This is a genomic window from Clostridium sp. Ade.TY, from assembly GCF_000498355.1.
Taxonomy (GTDB): Bacteria; Bacillota; Clostridia; order Clostridiales; family Clostridiaceae; genus Clostridium.
Genome location: NZ_AVSV01000014.1, coordinates 1 through 23,859, shown reverse-complemented (window position 1 = coordinate 23,859; position 23,859 = coordinate 1). Strand labels below are relative to the sequence as shown.

25 protein-coding genes are annotated in these 23,859 nt (G+C 28.3%); 10 read left to right on the top strand and 15 right to left on the bottom strand.

What is annotated here, in order from left to right; genetic code table 11:
- Window positions 1-81 precede the first annotated feature (81 nt).
- Genes O212_RS0104940 through O212_RS0104930 form a run of 3 tightly spaced genes read right to left on the bottom strand, consistent with a single transcriptional unit; the run spans window position 82 to window position 1,443 of the window.
- Window positions 82-276, bottom strand: a complete 195-nt coding sequence (locus O212_RS0104940; RefSeq protein ID WP_024614035.1) for a DUF951 domain-containing protein — start codon at window positions 274-276, stop codon at window positions 82-84.
- A 33-nt stretch (window positions 277-309) separates the two neighbouring features.
- A complete protein-coding gene (locus O212_RS0104935) occupies window positions 310-1,185 on the bottom strand; it encodes a mechanosensitive ion channel family protein (RefSeq protein ID WP_024614034.1) in 876 nt (291 codons plus the stop codon).
- Window positions 1,186-1,209: 24 nt separating this feature from the next.
- Window positions 1,210-1,443 (bottom strand): DUF3343 domain-containing protein, encoded by a 234-nt coding sequence (locus O212_RS0104930; protein WP_024614033.1) that lies wholly within the window; start codon window positions 1,441-1,443, stop codon window positions 1,210-1,212.
- Between the two features lie 156 nt (window positions 1,444-1,599).
- Here O212_RS0104930 and O212_RS0104925 point away from each other — a divergent pair, with 156 nt between their 5' ends.
- Genes O212_RS0104925 through yyaC form a run of 3 tightly spaced genes read left to right on the top strand, consistent with a single transcriptional unit; the run spans window position 1,600 to window position 4,034 of the window.
- A complete protein-coding gene (locus O212_RS0104925) occupies window positions 1,600-2,223 on the top strand; it encodes a LysE family transporter (protein ID WP_029699185.1) in 624 nt (207 codons plus the stop codon).
- A 16-nt stretch (window positions 2,224-2,239) separates the two neighbouring features.
- Window positions 2,240-3,391, top strand: a complete 1,152-nt coding sequence (locus tag O212_RS0104920) for an aminotransferase class V-fold PLP-dependent enzyme (protein ID WP_024614031.1) — start codon at window positions 2,240-2,242, stop codon at window positions 3,389-3,391.
- Window positions 3,392-3,446: 55 nt separating this feature from the next.
- Complete coding sequence (yyaC, locus tag O212_RS0104915) at window positions 3,447-4,034, top strand: spore protease YyaC (protein ID WP_029699184.1); 588 nt, start codon at window positions 3,447-3,449, stop codon at window positions 4,032-4,034.
- A 42-nt stretch (window positions 4,035-4,076) separates the two neighbouring features.
- Here yyaC and O212_RS0104910 read toward each other — a convergent pair whose 3' ends face one another.
- From O212_RS0104910 to rpmH, 12 genes are all read right to left on the bottom strand, one after another.
- Complete coding sequence (locus O212_RS0104910; RefSeq protein ID WP_024614030.1) at window positions 4,077-4,577, bottom strand: DUF4446 family protein; 501 nt, start codon at window positions 4,575-4,577, stop codon at window positions 4,077-4,079.
- Between the two features lie 58 nt (window positions 4,578-4,635).
- Entirely contained in the window at window positions 4,636-5,502 is an 867-nt protein-coding gene (locus tag O212_RS0104905; RefSeq protein WP_024614029.1) for a ParB/RepB/Spo0J family partition protein, read from the bottom strand.
- Complete coding sequence (locus tag O212_RS0104900) at window positions 5,503-6,285, bottom strand: AAA family ATPase (RefSeq protein ID WP_024614028.1); 783 nt, start codon at window positions 6,283-6,285, stop codon at window positions 5,503-5,505.
- A 203-nt stretch (window positions 6,286-6,488) separates the two neighbouring features.
- Window positions 6,489-7,271 (bottom strand): nucleoid occlusion protein, encoded by a 783-nt coding sequence (noc, locus tag O212_RS0104895; protein WP_024614027.1) that lies wholly within the window; start codon window positions 7,269-7,271, stop codon window positions 6,489-6,491.
- 152 nt (window positions 7,272-7,423) lie between these two features.
- Window positions 7,424-8,143, bottom strand: coding sequence for a 16S rRNA (guanine(527)-N(7))-methyltransferase RsmG (rsmG, locus tag O212_RS0104890; RefSeq protein ID WP_024614026.1), 720 nt, complete (start codon window positions 8,141-8,143; stop codon window positions 7,424-7,426).
- A 21-nt stretch (window positions 8,144-8,164) separates the two neighbouring features.
- Window positions 8,165-10,057 (bottom strand): tRNA uridine-5-carboxymethylaminomethyl(34) synthesis enzyme MnmG, encoded by a 1,893-nt coding sequence (mnmG, locus tag O212_RS0104885; RefSeq protein ID WP_024614025.1) that lies wholly within the window; start codon window positions 10,055-10,057, stop codon window positions 8,165-8,167.
- Window positions 10,058-10,067: 10 nt separating this feature from the next.
- Entirely contained in the window at window positions 10,068-11,447 is a 1,380-nt protein-coding gene (mnmE, locus tag O212_RS0104880) for a tRNA uridine-5-carboxymethylaminomethyl(34) synthesis GTPase MnmE (protein ID WP_024614024.1), read from the bottom strand.
- A gap of 254 nt (window positions 11,448-11,701) precedes the next feature.
- Complete coding sequence (gene jag / locus O212_RS0104875; RefSeq protein ID WP_024614023.1) at window positions 11,702-12,331, bottom strand: RNA-binding cell elongation regulator Jag/EloR; 630 nt, start codon at window positions 12,329-12,331, stop codon at window positions 11,702-11,704.
- Between the two features lie 51 nt (window positions 12,332-12,382).
- Window positions 12,383-13,144 (bottom strand): membrane protein insertase YidC, encoded by a 762-nt coding sequence (gene yidC / locus O212_RS0104870; RefSeq protein ID WP_024614022.1) that lies wholly within the window; start codon window positions 13,142-13,144, stop codon window positions 12,383-12,385.
- A gap of 29 nt (window positions 13,145-13,173) precedes the next feature.
- Window positions 13,174-13,383 carry a membrane protein insertion efficiency factor YidD gene (gene yidD, locus O212_RS0104865; protein WP_024614021.1) on the bottom strand — a complete coding sequence of 70 codons (210 nt, stop codon included), beginning with the start codon at window positions 13,381-13,383 and terminating at the stop codon, window positions 13,174-13,176.
- Window positions 13,355-13,729, bottom strand: coding sequence for a ribonuclease P protein component (gene rnpA / locus O212_RS0104860; RefSeq protein WP_024614020.1), 375 nt, complete (start codon window positions 13,727-13,729; stop codon window positions 13,355-13,357). Before rnpA ends, yidD begins: the two co-directional genes overlap by 29 nt.
- Before the next feature lie 60 nt (window positions 13,730-13,789).
- Window positions 13,790-13,924, bottom strand: a complete 135-nt coding sequence (gene rpmH, locus O212_RS0104855) for a 50S ribosomal protein L34 (protein WP_024614019.1) — start codon at window positions 13,922-13,924, stop codon at window positions 13,790-13,792.
- Between the two features lie 548 nt (window positions 13,925-14,472).
- Here rpmH and dnaA point away from each other — a divergent pair.
- The 7 genes from dnaA to gyrA all read left to right on the top strand — a co-directional run bounded on the left by dnaA (window position 14,473) and on the right by gyrA (window position 23,448).
- Window positions 14,473-15,837, top strand: a complete 1,365-nt coding sequence (dnaA, locus tag O212_RS0104850) for a chromosomal replication initiator protein DnaA (protein ID WP_024614018.1) — start codon at window positions 14,473-14,475, stop codon at window positions 15,835-15,837.
- A gap of 274 nt (window positions 15,838-16,111) precedes the next feature.
- The gene (gene dnaN, locus O212_RS0104845; RefSeq protein ID WP_024614017.1) at window positions 16,112-17,212 is read left to right on the top strand and encodes a DNA polymerase III subunit beta; all 1,101 of its coding nucleotides are present in this window, start codon (window positions 16,112-16,114) and stop codon (window positions 17,210-17,212) included.
- Window positions 17,213-17,270: 58 nt separating this feature from the next.
- Window positions 17,271-17,477 (top strand): S4 domain-containing protein YaaA, encoded by a 207-nt coding sequence (yaaA, locus tag O212_RS0104840; RefSeq protein ID WP_024614016.1) that lies wholly within the window; start codon window positions 17,271-17,273, stop codon window positions 17,475-17,477.
- An 86-nt stretch (window positions 17,478-17,563) separates the two neighbouring features.
- Window positions 17,564-18,649 (top strand): DNA replication/repair protein RecF, encoded by a 1,086-nt coding sequence (recF, locus tag O212_RS0104835; protein WP_024614015.1) that lies wholly within the window; start codon window positions 17,564-17,566, stop codon window positions 18,647-18,649.
- A 15-nt stretch (window positions 18,650-18,664) separates the two neighbouring features.
- Window positions 18,665-18,925: an extracellular matrix/biofilm biosynthesis regulator RemA family protein gene (locus O212_RS0104830; protein ID WP_024614014.1), complete on the top strand. Its 261-nt coding sequence runs from the start codon at window positions 18,665-18,667 to the stop codon at window positions 18,923-18,925.
- Window positions 18,926-18,977: 52 nt separating this feature from the next.
- The gene (gene gyrB, locus O212_RS0104825) at window positions 18,978-20,888 is read left to right on the top strand and encodes a DNA topoisomerase (ATP-hydrolyzing) subunit B (RefSeq protein WP_029699181.1); all 1,911 of its coding nucleotides are present in this window, start codon (window positions 18,978-18,980) and stop codon (window positions 20,886-20,888) included.
- A 22-nt stretch (window positions 20,889-20,910) separates the two neighbouring features.
- Entirely contained in the window at window positions 20,911-23,448 is a 2,538-nt protein-coding gene (gene gyrA / locus O212_RS0104820) for a DNA gyrase subunit A (protein WP_024614012.1), read from the top strand.
- Window positions 23,449-23,859 lie beyond the last annotated feature (411 nt).

The following is a 23,859-nucleotide window of genomic DNA, read 5'->3' as shown; positions in this document are numbered from 1 at the left end:
GGACTAACGGCTGTGCTTTGCACAGCAGGGATTACAATTTATAATTCTATCATTATAACTTTACTTTTTCAAGAACTTTTATTAATTTTCTGCCTTATGAACTATTTTTTTTGCACCTTTTTGGAATTTACTTCTTGGTATCATGATAATTCTTCCACAACCGACACATTTTATCTTTACATCGGCACCAATTCTTGTTATTTCAAAATTTTTTTCTCCACAAGGATGTTGTTTTTTCATTTCAACAATATCGCCTAAATTAAAATTTTCTACCAATTATATTCCTCCATTCTATAAACCTTAAATTTATTATTGCTCATTTTTAACTATTATTTCTGTTTTATTATAAGGAATTTCTATATTAGCTTTATCTAATGCTTCTTTTATCTCTTTTCTAAGTTCTCTTTCCATAGACCACTGCTCCATTGGTTTACTAAATCCAACAACTCTTATATTAACTCCTGATGGTCCAAGAGCAGTTACTCCCCATATATCAATTGGATTTGGAACTTTTTCTTTATATTCCTCTTGAAACTTATCACAAGTTTCTCTTATTACTTTTAATGCATTATCTATATCTTGCTCATAAGCTATAGATACATCAACAATAAATCTAATATTATTTCTTGAATGATTTGTAACTTCTTTTATAGTTCCATTTGGTATAAGGTGTAAATCACCATTAAAGTCTTTTAATATAGTTGTTCTTATTCCTATACTATCTATTATACCCTCAAAATTACCTATAGTAACATAATCTCCAACTCCATATTGATCTTCAAATAAGATAAAAAATCCATTTATAATATCTTGAACTAAGCTTTGCGCTCCAAAACCTAATGCAAAACCACCAATACTAGCAACAGTTAATGATACTCCTTTAAATATATCTGATAATATTACCGCAATTCCTACAAAATAAACAGCATATTTTAATATACTGTGCATTACAGCCCCAACTGTAATTGCTTTTTGAGGATTCATTGATAATCTAGAATTTTGATTGTTAACTTGTCTATCAACAAACTTCTTTATTGCTCTATTCCCTATCTTTATACTTATAAACATTAAAAATATTACAATAACAACTTTTATTCCTTTTGATAATACATAATCTAATGTATCTATTGCCGCCTTAGAAAACTTTTCCGTCCAAAGCGATGAATCAAAAAGAAAATTTTCCATATATCCCACTCCCTATAAAATTAATTACATTTCTTTATATCCATCTTCATCTTTACAGTATACTTTTTTATACTCAAAATTTTCATTTTTAACTTTTTCAATATCTATTCCATCTTCAAATCGTACACAAATACCACAACTTTGAGTTATTAAAGTTGGTGTTGGCATTATTCTAAAAGTGTATCCTTTTTCTTTTAAATATTTTTCTCCAGCCATTGCATCATGTGTATTTTTAAATACTACTATATAATATTTCATAACTCTCTCCTTTTTAAAATATATTCTAACTTATATTATATATATTTTAAAAATTTTATAAAGAAATATAATAGTCTTTTTATGCAATTTTAATGAATTGTACCAATATTTGTTTTATAATAAAATACATAACTTTATAGATAGAAGGAGATTATTATGATACCTATTATAAAAGCACCTTTTGTTGGTTTTCTATCGGGCCTTTTCGCATCAATCCCTCTTGGTCCTGCTGGACTTGAGGCTGTAAACAGATCTTTAAGTAAAGGTTTTTGGAGTGGCTTTAAAGTATCTATAGGTGCACTATTTGCAGATTATACTTACTTACTAATAATAAATTTAGGATTATTTAGTATATTCAATAGCAATAAATTCTCTGAAGGATTGTTTTGGCTTATTTCTGGTATAATACTAATTATATTTGCTAGATTTTCTAAAAAAAATAAAGTTTCCACTAAGCTTGTAAATTCAAGTAAGTCAAAAGGATTCATTTCAGGATTTGTCATTACACTTATTAATCCATTAACTTTTTCTTTTTGGTTAGCCTTTAGCGGAACTGTTGGCACAGTTTGGAAAAGCTATGGTTATGTGTTTTTTTGTATAGCTTTATTGTTTATGGTTATTGGAAGTATATCTTGGCTCATAGCATTAAATGTATTAGCTTCAAAAGGACTTAAATTATTAAAAAAAGATGTTAATAATAAAGCTTCAAGCTTATTGACTTATATTTTATATGTTATCGGCATATGTTTTGTTATTTATGGAATATATGTAATATTATAGAAAAGGGTGTCGAAGTATGAAAGTTTATTTAGATAATGCTAGTACAACTTTTCCCAAACCAAAGGTTGTTAGCGATTCAATTTATAATTACTTAGTTAATGTTGGTGGAAATGCAAACAGATCAAATCACTCAAATGCATTGGAAAGTAATAGAGAGCTATTTTTGGCAAGAGAAAGAATAGCTAAATTTTTTAATTATGATAAATTTGAAAATGTAGTTTTTACTAATAATATAACTATGTCTTTAAATATTCTTATAAAGGGAACCTTAAAAAGAGGAGACCATGTTATAACTTCATCATTAGAACATAATTCTGTAGTTAGACCAATAATTTCATGTAAAGAAAACCTTGGAGTTGAAGTTGATTTTGTTAACGCATCCAAGGATGGATTTATAAATCCTAATGATATAGAAAAACTTATTAAAAAAAATACAAAATTAGTAGTAGTTACACATGCTTCTAATGTAATTGGTACTATTCAACCAATTAAAGAAATCGGTGCGATTTGTAAAAAACATAATATATTTTTTATAATAGACACTGCTCAATCAGCAGGTACAGTTCCTATTGATTTTTATGATGTAGGAGCAAATGCTTTAGCCTTTACTGGGCATAAAAGTTTATTAGGGCCCCAAGGTATAGGTGGCTTTATTATAGATGATAAATTAAACGAAATATGCGCTCCTTTATTAGAAGGTGGCACTGGTAGTTTATCGCACGATATACATCAACCTAATTTTATGCCTGATAAATTTGAATGTGGGACTTTAAACATACCTGGAATAGTAGGACTTTCTAATGGAATAGAATTTATAAATAATATCGGATTAGAAAATATTAAAAATAAAAATTCAAAACTTTATAAGAGATTAATTAAAGCAATAAATTCAATAGATAGATATACTGTTTATGGTGATATTAGCGGAAATAATTCAACTACATCAATATCTTTTAATTTAGATGGAGTAGAAACATCAGAATTATCATTTTACTTAGAGTCAAACGGTATAAGTAATCGATCTGGTCTTCACTGTGCACCTATGTGTCATAAAACTATAGGAACTTTTCCTGAAGGAACTGTAAGACTTAGTATATCATATTTTAATACAGATGAAGAAATAGATTATGCAATATCTATCTTGAAAAAAGCTCATGAAGAATTATAAATTATAAGAATAAAAGCCTCCCATTTTGGAAATAATTCCTAAAAAGGAGGCTTTTATGTTGGATAAATTTTCAGTAGATAGTGCACTTAATAATTCCTTTATTGAAATAGGAGAATACCTTTATAATAAATTAAAATCAGAATTTATTAATAATAGAACAATAATTTTCTTATGTATAGGCTCAGATAGATCAACTGGTGATTCATTAGGCCCATTAGTCGGACATAATTTAAAAAACTTTAGAAATAATTCAAAAAATATATACGTATATGGCTCATTAGATTGTCCAATTCATTGTCAAAACTTAGATGATACTTTAAATAAAATATACCTTAACTTTGATAATCCATTTATAGTTGCAATTGATGCTGCATTAGGCGCTTGTCAAAATGTAGGTAAAGTATTAATATCTGATTCACCACTTTTGCCAGGATTAGCATTAGAAAAAAATTTAACTCCTGTAGGTAATATAAGTTTAATAGGTGTTGTTAATATATCTAGTAAATCTCAGTTTATTATTTTACAAAATACACGTTTAAATACAGTTTTTCACTTAGCTGAAGCCATCTCAAAGGGAATATTATATTCTATAAATAAATTAATAGAATATAATTCACCTTCTCTTTTTTCAAATAATATATAAAAAAAATGTACTTTATGAGCTTTACTCATAAAGTACATTTTTTTACTTACTATTCATAGCTTCTTTTAAAACATGAGCTTCTTCTTCTGATAACTCATATCTTGATATTCCTTTATCAACTGGTTTAGCATATGTTGTACTATCATGTCTTCCATACAATCCAGTTAGTATTATACCGTCATTATATCCATCTAATATAGCTATTGAGAAACTTAAATCACTTCCAACATCTTCGAATGCCTTGTATCTCATTATACCAACTTTTTGTACACAACCTTGCATCTCAACTTTTAAAGCTTCACAAGCTGTTGCAGCTACATTAGCAGCATTAGTTGCTTCTTCTACATTATCTAACTTACTATTAATTAATTCTTCTAAATTTTTAGTAGTAGTTCCTCTCATTAATCTTCTAAATTTACCTTCTAGCTTACTCATTGATCTCCATAATACAATAATTAAGATAAGAAGTAATAATATTATTATCCCCATTCCAATTATTATGTAAGGTAAATAATTTGCTAATGATGCTATTAAATTTTCCACTTTTTCTTCCGTCCTTCCTTTAAAAGTGTTTCACGTGAAACATGTTTCACGTGAAACATTACATGTTTATTAATTCTAAAATTCTATTCAAATCATCATCTGAATAATATTCTATTTCTATTTTTCCTTTTTTATTTTTTGAATTTATATTTACCTTTGTTCCAAAATAATCTTGAAGTCTATTTTGAACATCATTTATATAAGGATTTTCTTCCTTATCTATATTCTTTTCTTTTTTCTCTTTAGATAAGTCTTTAATTAACTTTTCTACCTCTCTTACTGAAAGATTTTCGTCAATTATTCTTTGTGCAATCTCATATTGCAAGTCCTTATTTTCTATAGCAAGTAATGCTCTTCCATGACCTTCTGAAATAACACTTTCAATAAGATACTGTTGAACTCTTTCATCTAGATTTATAAGTCTCATTGTATTTGATATTGCAACTCTAGATTTCCCTATTCTTTTACTTAATTCTTGTTGAGTCAACTTAAAATCTTCTATTAGCTTTCTATATGCTAAAGCTTCTTCTATAGGATTTAAGTCTTCCCTTTGGATATTCTCTATTAGTGATATTTCCAAAATTTCCTTTTCACTTAAATCCATTATTATTGCTGGTACCTCTTTAAGTCCCAACATCTTAGATGCTCTCCATCTTCTTTCTCCAGCTATTATAGTATATTTAGTTCCATCTTTTTTAAGTATTAATGGTTGGATTATTCCGTGATTCTTTATAGATTCAGCTAATTCAGCTATATTATCGCTATCAAAAAATTTTCTTGGTTGCTCTGAATTATTTACTATTTTATTTAATGGTATAAGTGTAGTAGAATTTTTTTTATCATTCTCTTTTTCCTTTGATTTAGCTTCAACTTCATCTGGAATTAAAGCCCCTAACCCTTTTCCTAAACCAAATTTCTTACTCATTTATTTATCACCCTTCACCACATTCTGTCTCTTTAAAAATTCTTTTGTTAATTCAGAATAAGCATCAGCACCTTTACATTTTTCATCGTAAAGCATTATTGGTAAACCAAAGCTTGGTGATTCAGCTAATCTAATATTTCTAGGTATCTTATTTTCATAAACTACATCACCAAAGAAATTTTTAACTTCTTTAAAAACTTCATTACTTAAATTAGTTCTATAATCATACATAGTCATAATTACTCCCTCAATTTTTAAATTTGGGTTTAATGACTTATTTATAAGCTTTATTGTATTTATAAGTTGTCCAACTCCTTCTAATGCATAAAATTCACATTGAATTGGAATTAAAACTGAATCACAACATGTTAAAGCATTTATTGTTAATACTCCTAATGATGGAGGACAATCAATAAATACAAAATCAAATTCTTCTCTAACTTCATCTATTTTATCTAAAAGTATTTTTTCTCTATCATTTTTTCCTATAACTTCAACTTCTGCTCCTGCAAGTTCCATTGTTGATGGTGCTATATATAAGTTTGAAATAAGATCACTATGTATAATAACATCTTTTAAACTTGCATCAGATGTTATAACATCATACATTGAAGCCTCCAGACCTCTTTTATCAATACCTAGTCCACTAGTAGTATTACCTTGAGGATCAATATCAATAGTTAATACTTTATAGCCAGACATAGCAAGATAAGCCGCTAAATTAATGTTTGTGGTTGTTTTTCCAACTCCACCCTTTTGATTAAATATACAAATTGTCTTCATCCACAGTTAGCCCTAATCATTCTTAGAGCCTCGCACCCCCTCTCTCTCATAATATATTATATATTTTTTTATACTATATTAAAAGATAAAACTATCATCTTAATACTTTCTTCAGCTTTTATTTTTTTTAAATATAAATATAATATTTTTAAAAAGTAAATCGCTAAATTTTATATAAAATTTAGCGATTTACTGTAAAATTTTTACTTTTTTTGCTTTGGAATTCTTACCTTTATTTCTATATATTCATCAGAATCATCAACATTATATTTAGCAGGTATACTAAATTTATCAAATACTTGTTTTATAGTATTAACATATAATTTTGCCGGAAATACTGCTTTTATTTTTTTCTTATATTTTCCATTTAATTCTTTACCTGCAATTTTTAAAAGTTCTTTATTTATAAGTTCTTCTGTTTGTCTTACATTTAAATTCCCTTTAATTACTTTTTTCAATATACTTAATTGAAGTTTCTCATCTTGAACAGAAAGTAAAGCTCTTGCATGTCTTTCTGTTAAATTATTAAGCACACATAATTCCCTAACTTTATCACTAAGCTTTAATATTCTTAACTTATTTGCTATAGTTGATTGCTTTTTACCCATACGTCTAGCTAATTGTTCTTGAGTAAATTTATGATCATTAATTAAATTATAATATGCTTCTGCTTCTTCTATAAAATTTAAATCTTCTCTTTGCAAGTTTTCAAGAAGTGCTATTTCTGCTGATTCTGTATCATTAATATCTATTATATTACAAGGGACTTCTTTAAGCTCTGCAAGTTGTGCTGCTCTCCATCTTCTTTCCCCAGCTACTAACTCGTAAAAGTCTCCTCTTTTTCTTACAGTTATCGGTTGAATTATTCCATGCGTTTTTATAGATTCTGATAATTCAATTAAAGCATTTTCATCAAAATATTTTCTTGGTTGATATGTATTAGGGATTATATCCTTAATATCAATTTTTAATATCTCATTATTCATATTGACTCTACCCATCCCTTATAAAAATTACAGTAATATTCAAGTATATATTAAATTCGCCATATTACATTTATTTCCTCTTTTTATAGCCCTATTTCTACTTTAATAAATGACAAAGTTTAATTACTCTTTATATATTTATTTATAATAATTTATTTTATTGGTTTCTTTGCTACAGTTCCTGCTTTTCTAGGATACACCTTTGGACATTGTTTTATCTTTTCAACAATTACTATATTATGATTTAAATCTGTTCCTTCAACAACAGTTTCATCAACTCTTAATAATCTTCCCCCTAATGTCTCTAGAGCTTTTTCACTATTTGCTAATTCCTCTTCTATAGCAGGCCCTTTTAAAGCTACAAAATATCCAGATACTTTTACATAAGGTAAACAGAATTCTGATAATACAGCCATATTGGCAACAGCTCTTGATGTAGCTATATCAAACTTTTCTCTTAACTCTTTTTTTCTTGCTCCATCTTCTGCTCTTGAATGGATAGTTGTTACGTTCTTTAATCCTAACTCCTTAACAACTAAATTTAAAAAATTTATTCTTTTATTTAATGAATCTAGCAATGTAACTTCTATGTCGTCTCTTAATATAGCTATTGGCATTCCTGGAAATCCAGCTCCTGTTCCAACATCTATTATAGTTTTAGCATTTTTAAGTTCATCACTCTTAAATGCTTTTATGCAATCTATAAAATGTTTTTTTATAAACTCCTCATCCTCTGTTATTGCAGTAAGATTTATTTTTTGATTCCATTCTTGCACTAATCTCATGTACTTAATAAATTTATCATACATCTTTTCATCAAACTGTATGTTAACTTCATCAGCAGCTGTTTTCATAATATTATAAAAGTCCATATTTTCCTCCTTTATGGATACCTATATATCTTGTTTTTCTTTTTTACCATAATGATATTCTAAATATATTAATAACACAGATATATCAGCTGGTGATACCCCTGATATTCTTGATGCTTGACCTATACTCATTGGTCTTATATCATTTAACTTTTGTATAGCTTCTGTTCTTAAGCCTTTAACATCAGTATAGTCTATATCTTTAGGTAATAATTTCTTTTCAAACTTCTTAAACTGTTCTACTTGCTCTAATTGATTTGTTATATAACCTTCATATTTAGCCATAATGTTTATTTGTTCACCAACATTATCTGGATAATCTGGTCTTTCTGAATCTAATTCTACTGCCATAAAGTAATCAAGCTCTGGTCTCTTTATAAGTTCATAGAAACTTATAGGTTTCTTAAGTTCTGTACTACCTAATTCAACTAATAAATTATTATTTTCTACTTTATTCGTTATTTGAAGATTTCTTAATCTTTCAAGTTCTGATTCTATATTATTTTTTCTTTCTAAAAATCTATTATATCTTTCATCTGTTACAAGACCTACATTATGTCCAATTTCAGTTAATCTAAAGTCTGCATTATCTTGTCTTAAAAGTAATCTATACTCAGCTCTTGATGTCATCATTCTATAAGGTTCATTAGTACCTTTTGTAACTAAATCATCAACTAATACACCTATATATGCATCTGAACGAGTTAATATCATTGGTTCTTCACCTTTTATTTTTAATGCAGCATTAATACCTGCAACTATTCCTTGTGCTGCAGCTTCTTCATATCCTGAGCTACCATTTAATTGTCCTGCTCCATAAAGTCCTTCTATATTTTTAAATTCAAGTGTTGGTTTTAATTGCATTGGATTTATTGAATCATATTCAATAGCATATGCAGATCTCATTACTTCTGCATTTTCTAATCCTTTTATTGTTCTTAACATTTTAATTTGTACATCTTCTGGAAGTGATGATGAGAATCCTCCAATATATAATTCATCTGTATCATCACCTTCTGGTTCTACGAAGATTTGATGTCTTCCCTTATCTGGGAATCTCATTACCTTATCTTCTACTGATGGGCAATATCTTGGTCCTATTCCTTTTATTGACCCATTATATATAGGAGATCTGCCTATATTTTCATTTATAACTTCATGTGTATCTTCATTTGTGTAAGTTAAATAACATGATACTTGTTCTCTATCTATGTTATCACTCATAAATGAGAATGGAACTATTTTGTCGTCGCCCTTTTGTTCTATCATTTTTGAAAAATCTACTGATCTTTTATTTACTCTTGGAGGCGTACCAGTTTTAAATCTTCTAATCTCTACCCCTAGATCTAATAATGTTTGTGATAAATCATTTGCTGGTAGTAATCCATTTGGTCCACTATTATAACTTACTTCACCAATTATTATTTTAGCTTTTAAATATGTTCCTGTAGCTAATATAACTGCTTTACATCCAAATATTGCTCCGTTTTTTGAAACAGCACCTTTAATTTTCCCATCTTCAACAACTAAGTCTACTATTTCCACTTGTCTTACATAAAGATTTTCTTGAGTTTCTAAAACTCTCTTCATTCTTTGTTGATATTTTATTTTATCCGCTTGTGCTCTTAATGAGTGAACAGCAGGTCCTTTTGATGTATTAAGCATTCTTGATTGTATGTAAGTATTATCAATATTAACTCCCATTTCTCCGCCTAATGCATCTATTTCCCTAACTAAATGTCCTTTAGCTGTTCCTCCTATATTAGGATTACAAGGCATCATTCCAATTGCTTCTAGATTAATTGTACATATTAATGTCTTTAATCCCATTCTTGCAGATGCAAGAGCTGCTTCACATCCAGCGTGTCCTGCCCCTACAACTACAACATCATACTCTTCAGCATTGTATCTCATTTTTTTCCTCCTATTTACCTACACAGAATTCACTAAATATCTTATTAACTAAATCTTCTTCAAGTTCTGATCCTGTAATTTCTCCTAACGCTCTTAATCCAGATGTTACATATATTGATATAAGATCTAAGAACTCATTCATTTTTAATCTACTCTGTGCATTCTCACAATTTTCTAAAGCTCTATATAAAGCTTGCTTATGTCTACTATTAGTTATTATTAAACTTTCATTATCTACTTCACCATTAAAGAATAAACTCTTTATTTCATTCTTTAAATCCTCTAATCCAAAACCTGTCATAGCTGATATTTCAATAAAGTTATCTAATTCTTTCAATTCATCTAATTCTATTTTACGCTCTAAATCAACTTTATTTAATAGAACTATTACCTTTTTATCTTTTATTGACTTTATAATATCTCTATCTTCTTCTTCTAACTTTCTTGAAGTATCAAGCATTAATATTACTAAATCCGCTTCTTCTAATTTTTCTCTTGATCTTTCAACACCAATCTTTTCAACAACATCATTAGTTTCTCTAATTCCTGCAGTATCTGTTATTTTTACAGGTATTCCCCCAAGATTTATATATTCTTCAATTACATCTCTTGTTGTTCCTGGAATATCAGTAACTATAGCTCTCTTTTCTTGAAGAAGTGCATTCATAAGTGATGATTTACCAACATTAGGCTTACCTATTATTGTTACTTTAAGACCTTCTCTTATGATTTTACCTTCATTAGCACTATTTATTAATTTTTTCATTTCTGTTATAGCACTTTCTAAACTTTCTGAAACTCTTATAGGAACAGTTTCATCTGGTTCTTCATCATCTTCTGTAAAGTCAACTTCATACTCAATAAGTGCAAGAACATCTAAAAGATATGCTCTAAGCTTATTTATTTCCCTGGAAAGTAATCCTTCACTTTGCATAACTGCTGATTTCATAGCTAAATCAGTTTTAGCAGTTATTATATCCATAACAGCCTCTGCTTGACTTAAATCTATTCTACCATTTAAAAATGCCCTTTTAGTAAATTCACCAGGTTCTGCAATTCTAGCTCCACTTTTTACTACTTCCTCAAGAACTCTATTAGTTGAAACTACACCACCATGACAGTTTATTTCAACAACATCTTCTGCTGTAAAACTTCTAGGTCCTTTCATGTAACTTATTATAACTTCATCTATAACTTCGCCAGTTGAAAGTTCAATAATATTACCATACTTCATAGTGTATGTCTTCATAGTATTTATATCAAAATCATTTATACCTTTAAATATTCGTCCAACATTCTCTAATGCCTTACTTCCTGAAACTCTTATTATTGCAATACCACCTTCACCTTGTGCAGTTGCTATTCCGCATATAGTATCAAATTCTTTCATTTATAATCCTCCTTAAAAGAACTTTCTTTTGTTCAATATAACCGAATTAAGACTAATATCAATTTTACAGAAATCTACTTAATAAGTCAAAGCTATATATTGTATCTTTTGGATTATTACTATATAAAAAAAGACGTACAAATTCCAATCTTTATACACCTTTTTTTATATAATATAACCTTATATATTTTATATTAATCAATATTAAATATATATATAATTTTTCAAATAAAAATAGTGCCAATATATTGGCACTATTTATCATTATTTAATGCTATTACAACTCTTCTGAAAGGTTCATCTCCTTCACTACGTGTAGAAATCTTTTCATCATTTTGTAAAGTAGCATGTATTATTCTTCTTTCATAAGGATTCATTGGTTCTAATTTTAAAATCCTTTTGCTTTTTTTAACTTTGTTAGCTGATTTTAAAGCAACTCTTTTTAAAGTTTCTTCTCTTTTAGCTCTATAGTTTTCGGTATCAAGTATAACCTTTTTGTAAGGGATATCATGACCTTTATTGACTACTAAAGATATTAAATATTGAAGAGAATCTAAAGTTTCCCCCCTGTATCCTATTATTATCCCCATTTTAGGACCAGTAAGATCAATCTTTATAGTATCATTTTCTTCACTTATTCTTATCTCAGCTAAGACTCCCATTGAGTCTAGAACATCTCTAACAAACTTTCTAGCATCTTCTATATAGTCTCTTTTTAAAGTTACCTTAACTTTAGCAGGTTTTACACCTATAAGATTTAAAAAACCTTTTGAACCTTCTTCTAATACTTCAATAGTAACTTTATCTTCAGTAACATTTAATTGTTTCAAAGCAGAACTTACTGCTTCTTCAACATTTTTTCCATCAACTTCAATAAACTTCATATACCCTATTCACCCACTCTCATACGATACTAAATAATATTAAATTAAATACTATTTCTTTTTCTTCTTCTTATCATATTCTTTAGGCATAGAAAATTTATTTTTATTTTCTACCTTTAATGCCTCTTCAGCTTCTTGTTTTCTCTTTGTTTCCATTACTGGTTTAACATTTAAGAAATAAGTTTGAACTAATTGATATACTCCACCAACAACCCAGTATATAACAAGTATTGAAGGGAAGTTAAATGACATAAATCCCATCATTAATGCCATACCAATGTTCATTGGCATCATATTCATACCAGATGACTCTGCAGCTGGATTAGCTTTTGTCATTAAATATGATGGTATAAATGTACTAAGTGCTGCAAGCACTGGTAATATATAATAAGGATCTTTTCCTGCAAGGTCTGGTAACCAAAGGAAAGATACACCATTTAATCCTTGTACTCCATACATAAATGTATAATAAAGAGCCATTAATATAGGAAGTGGAATTAACATAGGTAAACATCCACCAGTCATACTAATGTTATTTTCCTTATATACTTTCATCATTTCCATATTAGCCTTTTGAGGGTCATTCTTGTACTTTTCTTGAATTTTCTTAACTACAGGTTGAAACTCCTGCATTTTTCTTGTTGATTTAACTGATTTTATACTAAATGGTAAAACAATTGTTTTTATTATTACTGTTAATAAAATAACTGCTAAAACATAAGCCCATCCTGGATCCGTTATGCCAACATTTATAATTAGTTGATGTAACTTATCGAAGATCATAGTGAAAAAATCAATTATCGGTTTAAACAAAGTCATCATAAATTTTTTCCTCCCATACTCTATTTAACAGGATCATATCCACCTTTACTTAAAGGATTACACCTTAAAATTCTCCAAATAGCCATAAGTCCACCTTTTAAAGCTCCATGTTTTTCAACTGCTTCAATAGCATATTGTGAACATGTAGGGGTATACCTACAGCAGGGAGTTTTTAATGGCGATATATTTTTCCTATAAAATCTAATCAGAATTAGAATTATCTTCTTCATTATATAGGCCTGCTTTCCTAAATAAATTTTTCATAGCTCTTTCAACTTCATGAAAACTTTTATCCTTCATATTTGTTCTTGCAATAAATATGAAATCAAACCCCTTTTTTATAGAAGCTTCATTTAACCTATAAGATTCCATGATTAATCTTTTGCTTCTACTTCTAACTACGCTATTTCCAACTTTTTTACTAACAGACACTCCTACTTTATTATAAAGATTGCCATCTATATTTCTATTTCTTCTATTATTATAAGTATATAATACCAAAAGATTATTCGCTATGGATTTACCTCTTCTATATACTGTCCTAAATTCATTATTCTTTTTTAATCTGTATATCATGGGTATTTAATACTCCTTTTTTTCCTACATTGTAGAAAAAAGGCCACTAAAATGCGGCCCTTATGCTGTTAATTTTTTTCTACCTTTTTGTCTTCTTTTTCTTAGAATGTTTCTACCTGATGCAGTTTTCATTCTCTTTCTGAAGCCATGTTCTTTTTTTCTTTGTCTTTTTTTAGGTTGGTATGTCATGAACATTACACTACACTCCCTTCAATAAAAAATTTATATAGCAAAATAACTATACTTATCATATTTTAGATTTACCTTATCATTATATATATATACCTTTGTTATGTCAAGAATCTAGGTAATTGTTGATAATTGGTAGTAGTATATTTCAAAAATTGTGGATAACTTATTGAATCCCCCTATTTACTTATGGTATCATAATTAATATATTGTGAATAACTTGTTATTAAATGGAACTTATCCACAGCTGTGGATATATCTGTTGATAACTTGTTCTTTTTTTCTCAAAATTTTTAAAACATATCTCTTTTTTTTGTTGTTTTATGCGATTTTGAGTAAATTTAAACTGTTAAAAACTTAATAGTTAACATATGTTAATAAATTTAATTTTAATATTTGAATTAACATAATTATCAACATGTGAATATTTTTATATACATATTTTTCTATGACTCGTATTTTGTTAATAAAATGTTGATATGTTGTTATTATTATGTTATTTTAATGCATTTTCAAAAAAATAAAATAAAAAAATTTTTAATGGAGGATCGGAAATGGATGCAGAGCTGAAAGAATTATGGGAAAAGACACTGAATATTATAAAAGGCGAATTAAGCGAAGTCAGTTTTAATACATGGATTAAAAGTTGCGAACCTATTTCTATGTCTTCTGACACTATCAAAATCAGTGTTCCTAACGCATTCACTCAAGAAATACTTGAAAAACGATATAAAGATTTAGTAGCCAATTCAATAAAAGCTATTTGCTCTAAACTTTATACAATTCAATTTTTAATAGCTTCTGAAATTCAAAACACTGAAGAAGAAATTAAAGATAAAAAGCAAAAAGGAAGATTGAATGACGATAAAAAAATCATAGTAAATGATGAAATGAATACAAATCTTAATCCAAAATATACTTTTGATTCTTTCGTAATAGGTAATAGTAATAGGTTTGCTCATGCTGCTTCACTTGCAGTTGCTGAATCTCCAGCAAAAGCCTATAACCCATTATTTATATATGGTGGAGTTGGACTTGGTAAAACTCACTTAATGCACGCTATTGGTCATTATGTTTTACAAAATAACAAAAATGCAAAAGTTGTTTACGTTTCATCAGAAAAATTTACTAATGAATTAATTAATGCAATTAAAGATGATAAAAACGAAGACTTTAGAAATAAATATAGAAATGTAGATGTACTTTTAATTGACGATATTCAATTCATAGCTGGAAAAGAAAGAACTCAAGAAGAGTTTTTCCATACATTCAATGCATTACATGATGCGAATAAACAAATAATTCTATCATCAGATAGACCACCAAAAGAAATTCCTACATTAGAAGATAGATTGCGTTCTAGATTTGAATGGGGTCTTATTGCTGATATTCAAGTTCCTGATTTTGAAACTAGAATGGCAATATTAAAGAAAAAAGCTGATGTAGAAAAACTAAATGTAGCTAATGAAGTAATGGTATATATAGCTACAAAAATAAAATCAAATATTAGAGAATTAGAGGGTGCTTTAATAAGAATCGTCGCATATTCATCTTTAACAAATAGAGAAATAACAGTAGATCTAGCATCTGAAGCATTAAAAGATATTATTTCTAAAAAACAAAACAAACATATAACTATAGAAATAATACAAGATGTTGTTGCTAATTATTTTAATCTAAGAGTTGAAGATTTAAAATCTCAAAGAAGAACTCGTAATGTTTCTTATCCAAGACAAATTGCGATGTACCTAAGTAGAAAACTAACAGATATGTCTTTACCTAAAATAGGAGAAGAATTTGGTGGTAGAGATCATACTACTGTTATACATGCCTACGAAAAAATATCAGATAACTTAAATAGAGATGAAAGTTTACAACATACAATTGATGATATTACTAAAAAACTAACTCAAGGTTAAATTTTCGACTTTTATCAACAATTGTAGATAATAAGTCTATAATAACATGTGGATAACTATTTAAATAAAATAGACTGTGAATAACTGTGGATAAGATGTATAAAAAGTTACGGACTTATCCACAATATTTTTTTATAGAATCATGTTGATTTTACTGGCTTTAAAGTACTTATCAACATATCCACAGTCCCTACTACTATTATTACTATATAATTTATATTTATCTAACTAAACTAAACCAATCTTATCTGTGAATAAGTAAGGAGGATATTAAATGATATTTATATGTGAAAAACAAAAATTACAAGAAGGAATTTCAATAGTACAAAAAGCTATTACAGGAAAATCAACAATGTCTGTATTAGAAGGTATTTACATAAATGCTAATAAAGAAGGCTTAACATTAATTGGCTCAGATATGGATGTAAGTATAGAGACTAAAGTTGAAGCTGATGTAATAAACGAAGGAAGTATCGTAATAGATGCAAAAATATTTGGTGAAATAATACGTAAGTTACCTAACTCAGATATAAAAATAGAAACTATGGATAATGATACTGTTCAAATAACATGCGAAAAATCAGTATTTAACGTAGTTTATATGGGTTCTGATGAATTCCCAGAACTACCAAGTTTAAATGAAAATATGCAAATTGAAGTACCACAAAATATATTAAAAAATATGATTAAGTGTACATCTTTTGCAACTGCTCAAGATGAAACTAGACCAATTCTTCAAGGAGTTTTATTTGAAGTTAAAGAGAGAACTTTAAATCTTGTTGCATTAGATGGATACAGATTAGCAATAAGAAGCGAATATTTAGATACTGATTTTGATATAGAAATTGTAATTCCTGGCAAGACTTTAAATGAAGTATCAAAAATATTAGAAGATGTTAATGATTTAGTTCAAATAACATTTACTAATAATCATATTTTATTTAATTTAAATAAAACAAGAATAATTTCAAGACTTTTAGAAGGAAAATTTGTAAACTATAAATCATTACTTCCTGAAGAACATAAATTATTAGTTACAGTAAAAAAACAAGATCTTCAAAATGGAATAGAAAGAGCATCTTTAATGGCTAAGGATGGAAATAATAATCTTATTAAATTAGATGTTCAAGATGATGCTTTAATTATAACTTCTAATTCTCAATTGGGAAAAGTGAGAGAAGAAGTTTTCATAAATCTGCAAGGAGATAAAATTCAAATTGCATTTAATTCAAGATACTTAATTGATGTTTTAAAGAATTTTGAAGATGAAGAAGTTGTAATGGAAATGACTTCAAGTGTAAGTCCTTGTATTATAAAAGCAAAAGATGCTGATAATTATAAATATTTAGTATTACCTGTTAGACTAATAAGATAAAAAAGGAGGAAAACCTATGCATAAATATTAAAAAATTATGCATAGGTTATGAATAATTATGCAAGAAATTAAAATAAATACAGAATTTATAAAATTAGATGCGTTCTTAAAGTGGGCAGGTATTGCATCTTTAGGATCAGAAGCAAAAGTATACATATTAGATGAATTGGTTAAAGTAAATGGAGAAATTTGTACTCAAAGAGGAAAGAAAATAAGAGTTAATGATGTAGTTGAATTTGATGGAGAAAGTTATAAAGTAATATAAATCTGTCTATTGCTATATAACTTACAATCTTATAAAGATAAGCTTTTATTGTCTTAATATGATATAATTAATATGGGTGTTTATAAATGTATGTAAAAAAGCTTAAATTAATAAATTACAGAAACTATGAAAATTTAGAAATAGATTTAGGAAGACACGTTAATGTTTTTATGGGCGATAACGCACAGGGCAAGACTAACATATTAGAAGCAATATATTATTGTGGTTTTGCTAAATCACATAGAACTTCACGAGATAAAGACCTTGTAAATTGGAATAGTGAAGTGGCATTTCTAAGTGTAAGTGTTGGTAAAAATCGATTAGATAAAAAAATAGATATTAACATCCTAAAAGACGGCAAAAAAGTTATAAAAGTAAATTCTATAAAAATAAATAAAATAGGAGAATTGTTTGGGAACTTTAATGTTGTTATGTTTTCACCAGAGGACTTAAAGATCATAAAAGATTCTCCAGGAATAAGAAGAAAATTTATAGATATGGAATTATGTCAGTTAGACTCTAAATATTATTATAATTTGGTTCAATACAATAAAGTAATGAACGAAAGAAATATAATTCTAAAAAATAGAAATCTTGATTTAGAGATGTTAGATATATATGATATTCAGTTATCAAGCTTTGGATCATATATAATTGAGCAGAGATTATCTTATTTAAAGTCTTTAAATGAATATTCCAAAGAGATACACAAAGATATTACATCAGGAAAAGAGATTATTGAGTTTAAGTATAATTCTACAATAAAAAATCTCGATGATATCCAGAATGATTTTTATGAAACATTAAAGAAGAATAGAAAACGAGATATGGATAAGGGGATAACTAGTCATGGACCTCATAGAGATGATTTTTCTGTTTATATAAACAATGTTGATACAAAAAGCTTTGGGTCACAAGGTCAGCAAAGGACAGCAGTTCTTACTATGAAATTTGCATCTTTGAGAATTATAAAAGAGAAAACTGGTGAATATCCGGTACTTTTATTAGATGATGTATTATCGGAGTTAGATTTTAATAGAAAAAGATATGTTCTTAGTTCTATTGGAGAGATACAAACAATAATAACATGTACTGGTATAGAAGATTTAAACAATTACTTAGATGAGGATTCAAGGTTATTTAAAGTAAAAGACGGAATAGTCTCAAAATAGAAGGAGGAATTCTGAATGTTTTTGCACTTAGGTGAGAATGTTGTAGTGCCTATAAAAGATGTTATTGGAATTTTTGATTTACAAACAACAATGTATAGTTCTGATACAATTCAGTTTTTAAGAATGGCAGAGGAAGATGGATTTGTGGAAAGAATAACAAAAGATAAACCCAAATCATTTGTTATAGCGGAAGTTGATAAGAAAAGTAAAATATATTTATCCCCTATTTCTTCATCAACATTAACTAAAAGAACAGACTTAGATTATAATCCATAAATCAAAGATACCTTCGCTTAGCGGATTCAAAATAAAATTTTAGGAGGAATCTATGTTGGAACAAAAAAAACAAAGTTATGATGAAAATCAAATACAGGTTCTTGAAGGATTAGAAGCAGTAAGAAAAAGACCTGGTATGTACATAGGTAGCACTAGTTCAAGAGGACTTCATCATTTAGTTTATGAGATAGTAGATAATAGTATAGACGAAGCATTAGCAGGATATTGTAAAAATATAAAAGTTACTATAAACGAAGATAACTCAATAACAGTTGAAGATGATGGTAGAGGTATGCCTGTTGGTATGCATCCAAAGATGGGTAAACCAACTGTTGAAGTTATAATGACTGTACTTCATGCTGGAGGTAAATTTGGTGGAGGCGGATACAAGGTATCGGGTGGTCTTCATGGAGTTGGTGCATCAGTTGTTAATGCACTTTCAGAAGAATGTTCAGTAACAGTAAAAAGAGAAGGTAAGGTTTGGAGACAATCTTATCAAAGAGGAAATGTTGTTAGTGATTTAGATATAGTTGGAACAAGTGAAAGTAATGGTACAATAGTATACTTTAAACCAGACCATGAAATATTTGATGAATTAACATATGATTTTGAGGTTCTTGCTCAAAGGTTAAGAGAACTTGCATTCTTAAATAAAGGTATAAACATAACATTAATTGATAAAAGATATGATAAAGAACAAAGCTATCACTACGAAGGTGGTATAAAATCATTTGTTGAATACTTAAATAGAAATAAGCAAGTACTTCAAGAAGAGCCAATATATGTTGAAGGTTTAAAGGATGAAGTTATGGTTGAAGTTGCACTTCAATATAATGATGGATATAACGAAAATATATTTACCTTTGCTAATAACATAGACACAATAGAAGGTGGTACTCACTTAGTCGGTTTTAAAACTGCACTAACTAGAGTATTTAACGACTATGCTAAAAGATTTGGGCATTTAAAAGAAAATGATAAAAATCTTTCAGGAGATGATATAAGAGAAGGATTAACAGCTGTAATATCAGTAAAAATTGGAGAGCCTCAATTTGAAGGCCAAACAAAAACAAAACTTGGAAATAGTGAAGTTAGAGGAATTGTAGATTCAATAGTTGGAGAAGGTGTTGGAACATTCTTAGAAGAAAATCCAAACATAGCTAAAACTATAATAGATAAAGCTTTAATGGCTGCAAGAGCAAGAGATGCAGCTAGAAAGGCAAGAGAACTTACAAGAAAATCAGTTCTTGAGAGATCAGCACTTCCAGGTAAACTTGCAGACTGTTCATCAAAAGACCCAATGGAATGTGAAATATATATAGTCGAAGGGGATTCAGCCGGTGGTTCAGCAAAGCAAGGAAGAGATAGAAAATTCCAAGCTATTTTACCTTTAAGAGGTAAGATAATGAATGTTGAAAAACAAAGATTAGATAAAATCTTAAATTCAGATACTATAAGATCAATGGTAACTGCATTTGGAGCTGGAATAGGCAAAGATTTTGATATATCAAAAATAAGATACCATAGAATAATAATAATGACAGATGCCGATGTTGATGGAGCACATATAAGAACATTATTATTAACTTTCTTCTATAGATACATGAGAGAATTAATAGATGGAGGTCATGTATACATTGCACAACCACCATTATATAAGGTTTCAAAATCTAAGAAAGATTACTATGCTTACTCAGATAGAGAACTTGATAATATCTTAGAAGAAGTTGGTGGAAAAGATAATTCAACAAATATTCAAAGATATAAGGGTCTTGGAGAAATGAATGCAAGTCAGCTTTGGGAGACAACAATGGACCCAGAACAAAGAGTATTATTAAAGGCAACTGTAGAGGATGCTATGGCAGCAGATGAAATATTTACAATACTTATGGGTGAAAAGGTTGAACCAAGAAGAGAATTCATCCAAGAAAATGCTAAACAAGTAAGTAATTTAGATATTTAGTACTAAATACGAGGTGAAGTACATGAGTTTTAATGAGGGAAGAGTTATACCCGTAGATATAAAAAACGAAATGAAAAAGTGTTATATAGACTATGCTATGAGTGTTATAGTTGGTCGTGCACTTCCAGACGTTAGAGACGGGTTAAAGCCAGTTCATAGAAGAATATTATTTTCAATGCATGAGTTAGGATTAGCTCCAGAAAAGGGCTATAGAAAATGTGCAAGAATAGTAGGGGAAGTTTTAGGTAAATATCACCCACATGGTGATTCATCAGTTTATGATGCATTAGTTAGAATGGCTCAAGACTTCTCAATGAGATATATGCTAGTTGATGGTCATGGTAACTTTGGTTCTGTAGATGGAGATAGCGCAGCGGCTATGAGATATACAGAAGCGAAAATGAACAAAATAGCATCTCAAATGATTAGGGATATAAGTAAAGATACAGTAGACTTTATTCCAAACTTTGATGGAGAAGAGAAAGAACCTTCAGTATTACCTTCAAGATTTCCTAATCTTTTAGTTAATGGTTCATCAGGTATAGCGGTTGGTATGGCAACTAACATACCACCTCACAATTTAGGTGAAGTTATAGACGGAACAATAATGCTTATAGATAATCCAGAATTATCAATATTAGATTTAATGACAGTTATAAAAGGACCGGATTTCCCAACTGGTGCAACTATAATGGGTAAATCTGGAATAAGATCAGCTTATGAAACTGGTAAAGGAAAAGTAATAGTTAGAGCGAAGGCTGAAATAGAAGAAGAAAATAATAGACATAAGATAATTGTTACAGAAATACCATACCAAGTAAATAAAGCTAAACTTATAGAAAATATAGCAGATCTAGTAAAAGATAAGAGGATAAATGGAATATCAGACCTAAGAGATGAATCAGATAGAGAAGGTATGAGAATTGTTATAGAACTAAAAAGGGATGCAAATCCTAATGTAGTTTTAAATCTTCTTTATAAGCATACAAAGATGCAAGATACATTTGGTGTAACAATGCTTGCATTAGTGGATAATGAGCCACAAATATTAAATTTAAAACAAATACTTAATAATTATATAAAGTTCCAAAAGGAAGTTATAACTAGAAGAACTTTATTTGAATTAAATAAGGCAGAAGCTAGAGCTCATATCTTAGAAGGTTTAAGAATAGCTTTAGATCATATTGATGAAGTTATAAGTATAATAAGAAATTCTAAGACATCAGAAATAGCTAAAAATACGCTTATGGAAAGATTTAATCTTTCAGAAAAGCAAAGTCAAGCTATATTAGAAATGAGACTTAGAAGACTTACAGGACTTGAAAGAGATAAAATTGAAGAAGAGTATAATGCACTTATGAAAGAAATAGAATACTTAAAGTCAATTTTAGATAGTGAAGAAAAGCTTCTTTCAGTAATAAAAGAAGAACTATTAGAAATAAAAAATAAATATAACGATGAAAGAAAAACAGAAATAGAAGCAAATGTAAATGAAATAGATGTTGAAGACTTAATTCAAGAGAGAGAAATTGTAATAACATTAACTCATTCAGGATATGTTAAGAGAATTGCATCTGATGTTTATTCAGCACAAAAAAGAGGTGGAAAAGGAATTCAAGCAATGTCTACAAAAGAAGATGATTTTGTAGAACATGTAATGGTTACTTCAACACATGCTGATATATTATTCTTCACAAACAGAGGAAGAGTATACAAATTAAGAGGATATCAAATACCAGAGGCAGGAAGAGCTGCTAAAGGAACAAACTTAATAAATCTTATTCAAATAGAAGCAGATGAAAGAATAGAAACTGTACTTACTGTAAATGATGTTTATGAAGATGGATATCTATTTATGGGAACTAAAAATGGTATAGTTAAGAAAACAAGTCTTTCAGAATTCAAAAATTTAAGAAAGAGCGGACTAATAGCTATTAACTTAAGAGAAGGTGATGAGCTTCTTAAAGTTAAAATGACTAGAGGAGATGCTAATATAATAATGGTTACTCAAAATGGTTTAGCAATTAAGTTTAATGAAACAGATGTTAGACCAATGGGAAGAACTGCTTCAGGGGTTAAAGCTATAACATTAAATGATGATGATATAGCAGTATGTATGGATATAGCTGTAGATGAAGAAGATTTATTAGTAGTTAGTGAAAATGGATTTGGTAAGAGAACACCTATAACTGAATATAAAGTTCAAAATAGAGGCGGAAAAGGCCTTATGACATATAAAATAACAGATAAGACAGGAAAAGTAGTTGGAGCGACAGTATGTAGAAGCGAAGACGAATTAATGTTAATAAATACTAGTGGTGTTGCTATAAGAATTAACATAGAAGATGTATCTGTTACTGGTAGAAGTACAATGGGCGTTAAGCTTATGAGAACATTAGAAGAAGAACAAGTAGTTGCTATAACAAAAATCAGCAATGATGGATCAGAAGATGATAATGAAGAAGTTCAATCAGAATTAGAAATAGATGTTGTTGAAACTGAAGCTAATGATAATTCATTAGATGAATTAGTAAATAGAGCTACTGAAGATCAAGAATAATATTTATAAATAAAGCTTATGAAAGACTAAATGTAATTAAAAATATTACATTTAGTCTTTTTTATATATAAATTGATTAAATTAAAAGTAAAAATAGCAATTTTAAAATGATTTTTTCATTGATTTTATAGTATATATATGAAAATACAAAGTAATCTTATCCTAGTGTATCATTAATAGAAAAATAAAGAAAAATATAGTAAATAAGAGAAAAATAAAAATAATTTTATAAAAATAAGTAATGTAAATGATATATATGTTATTGTCTATGGTATTATAAATCTCGTCGCTGATGACGTATCGAAACAACTCAGAAAACTTCGAAAAAAGTTTTTAAAAAGTTGTTGACAGAATACAAAATGAGTGATAAGATGTAATAGTCGCTTGAGAGCGACGAGATAAAATGGTCTT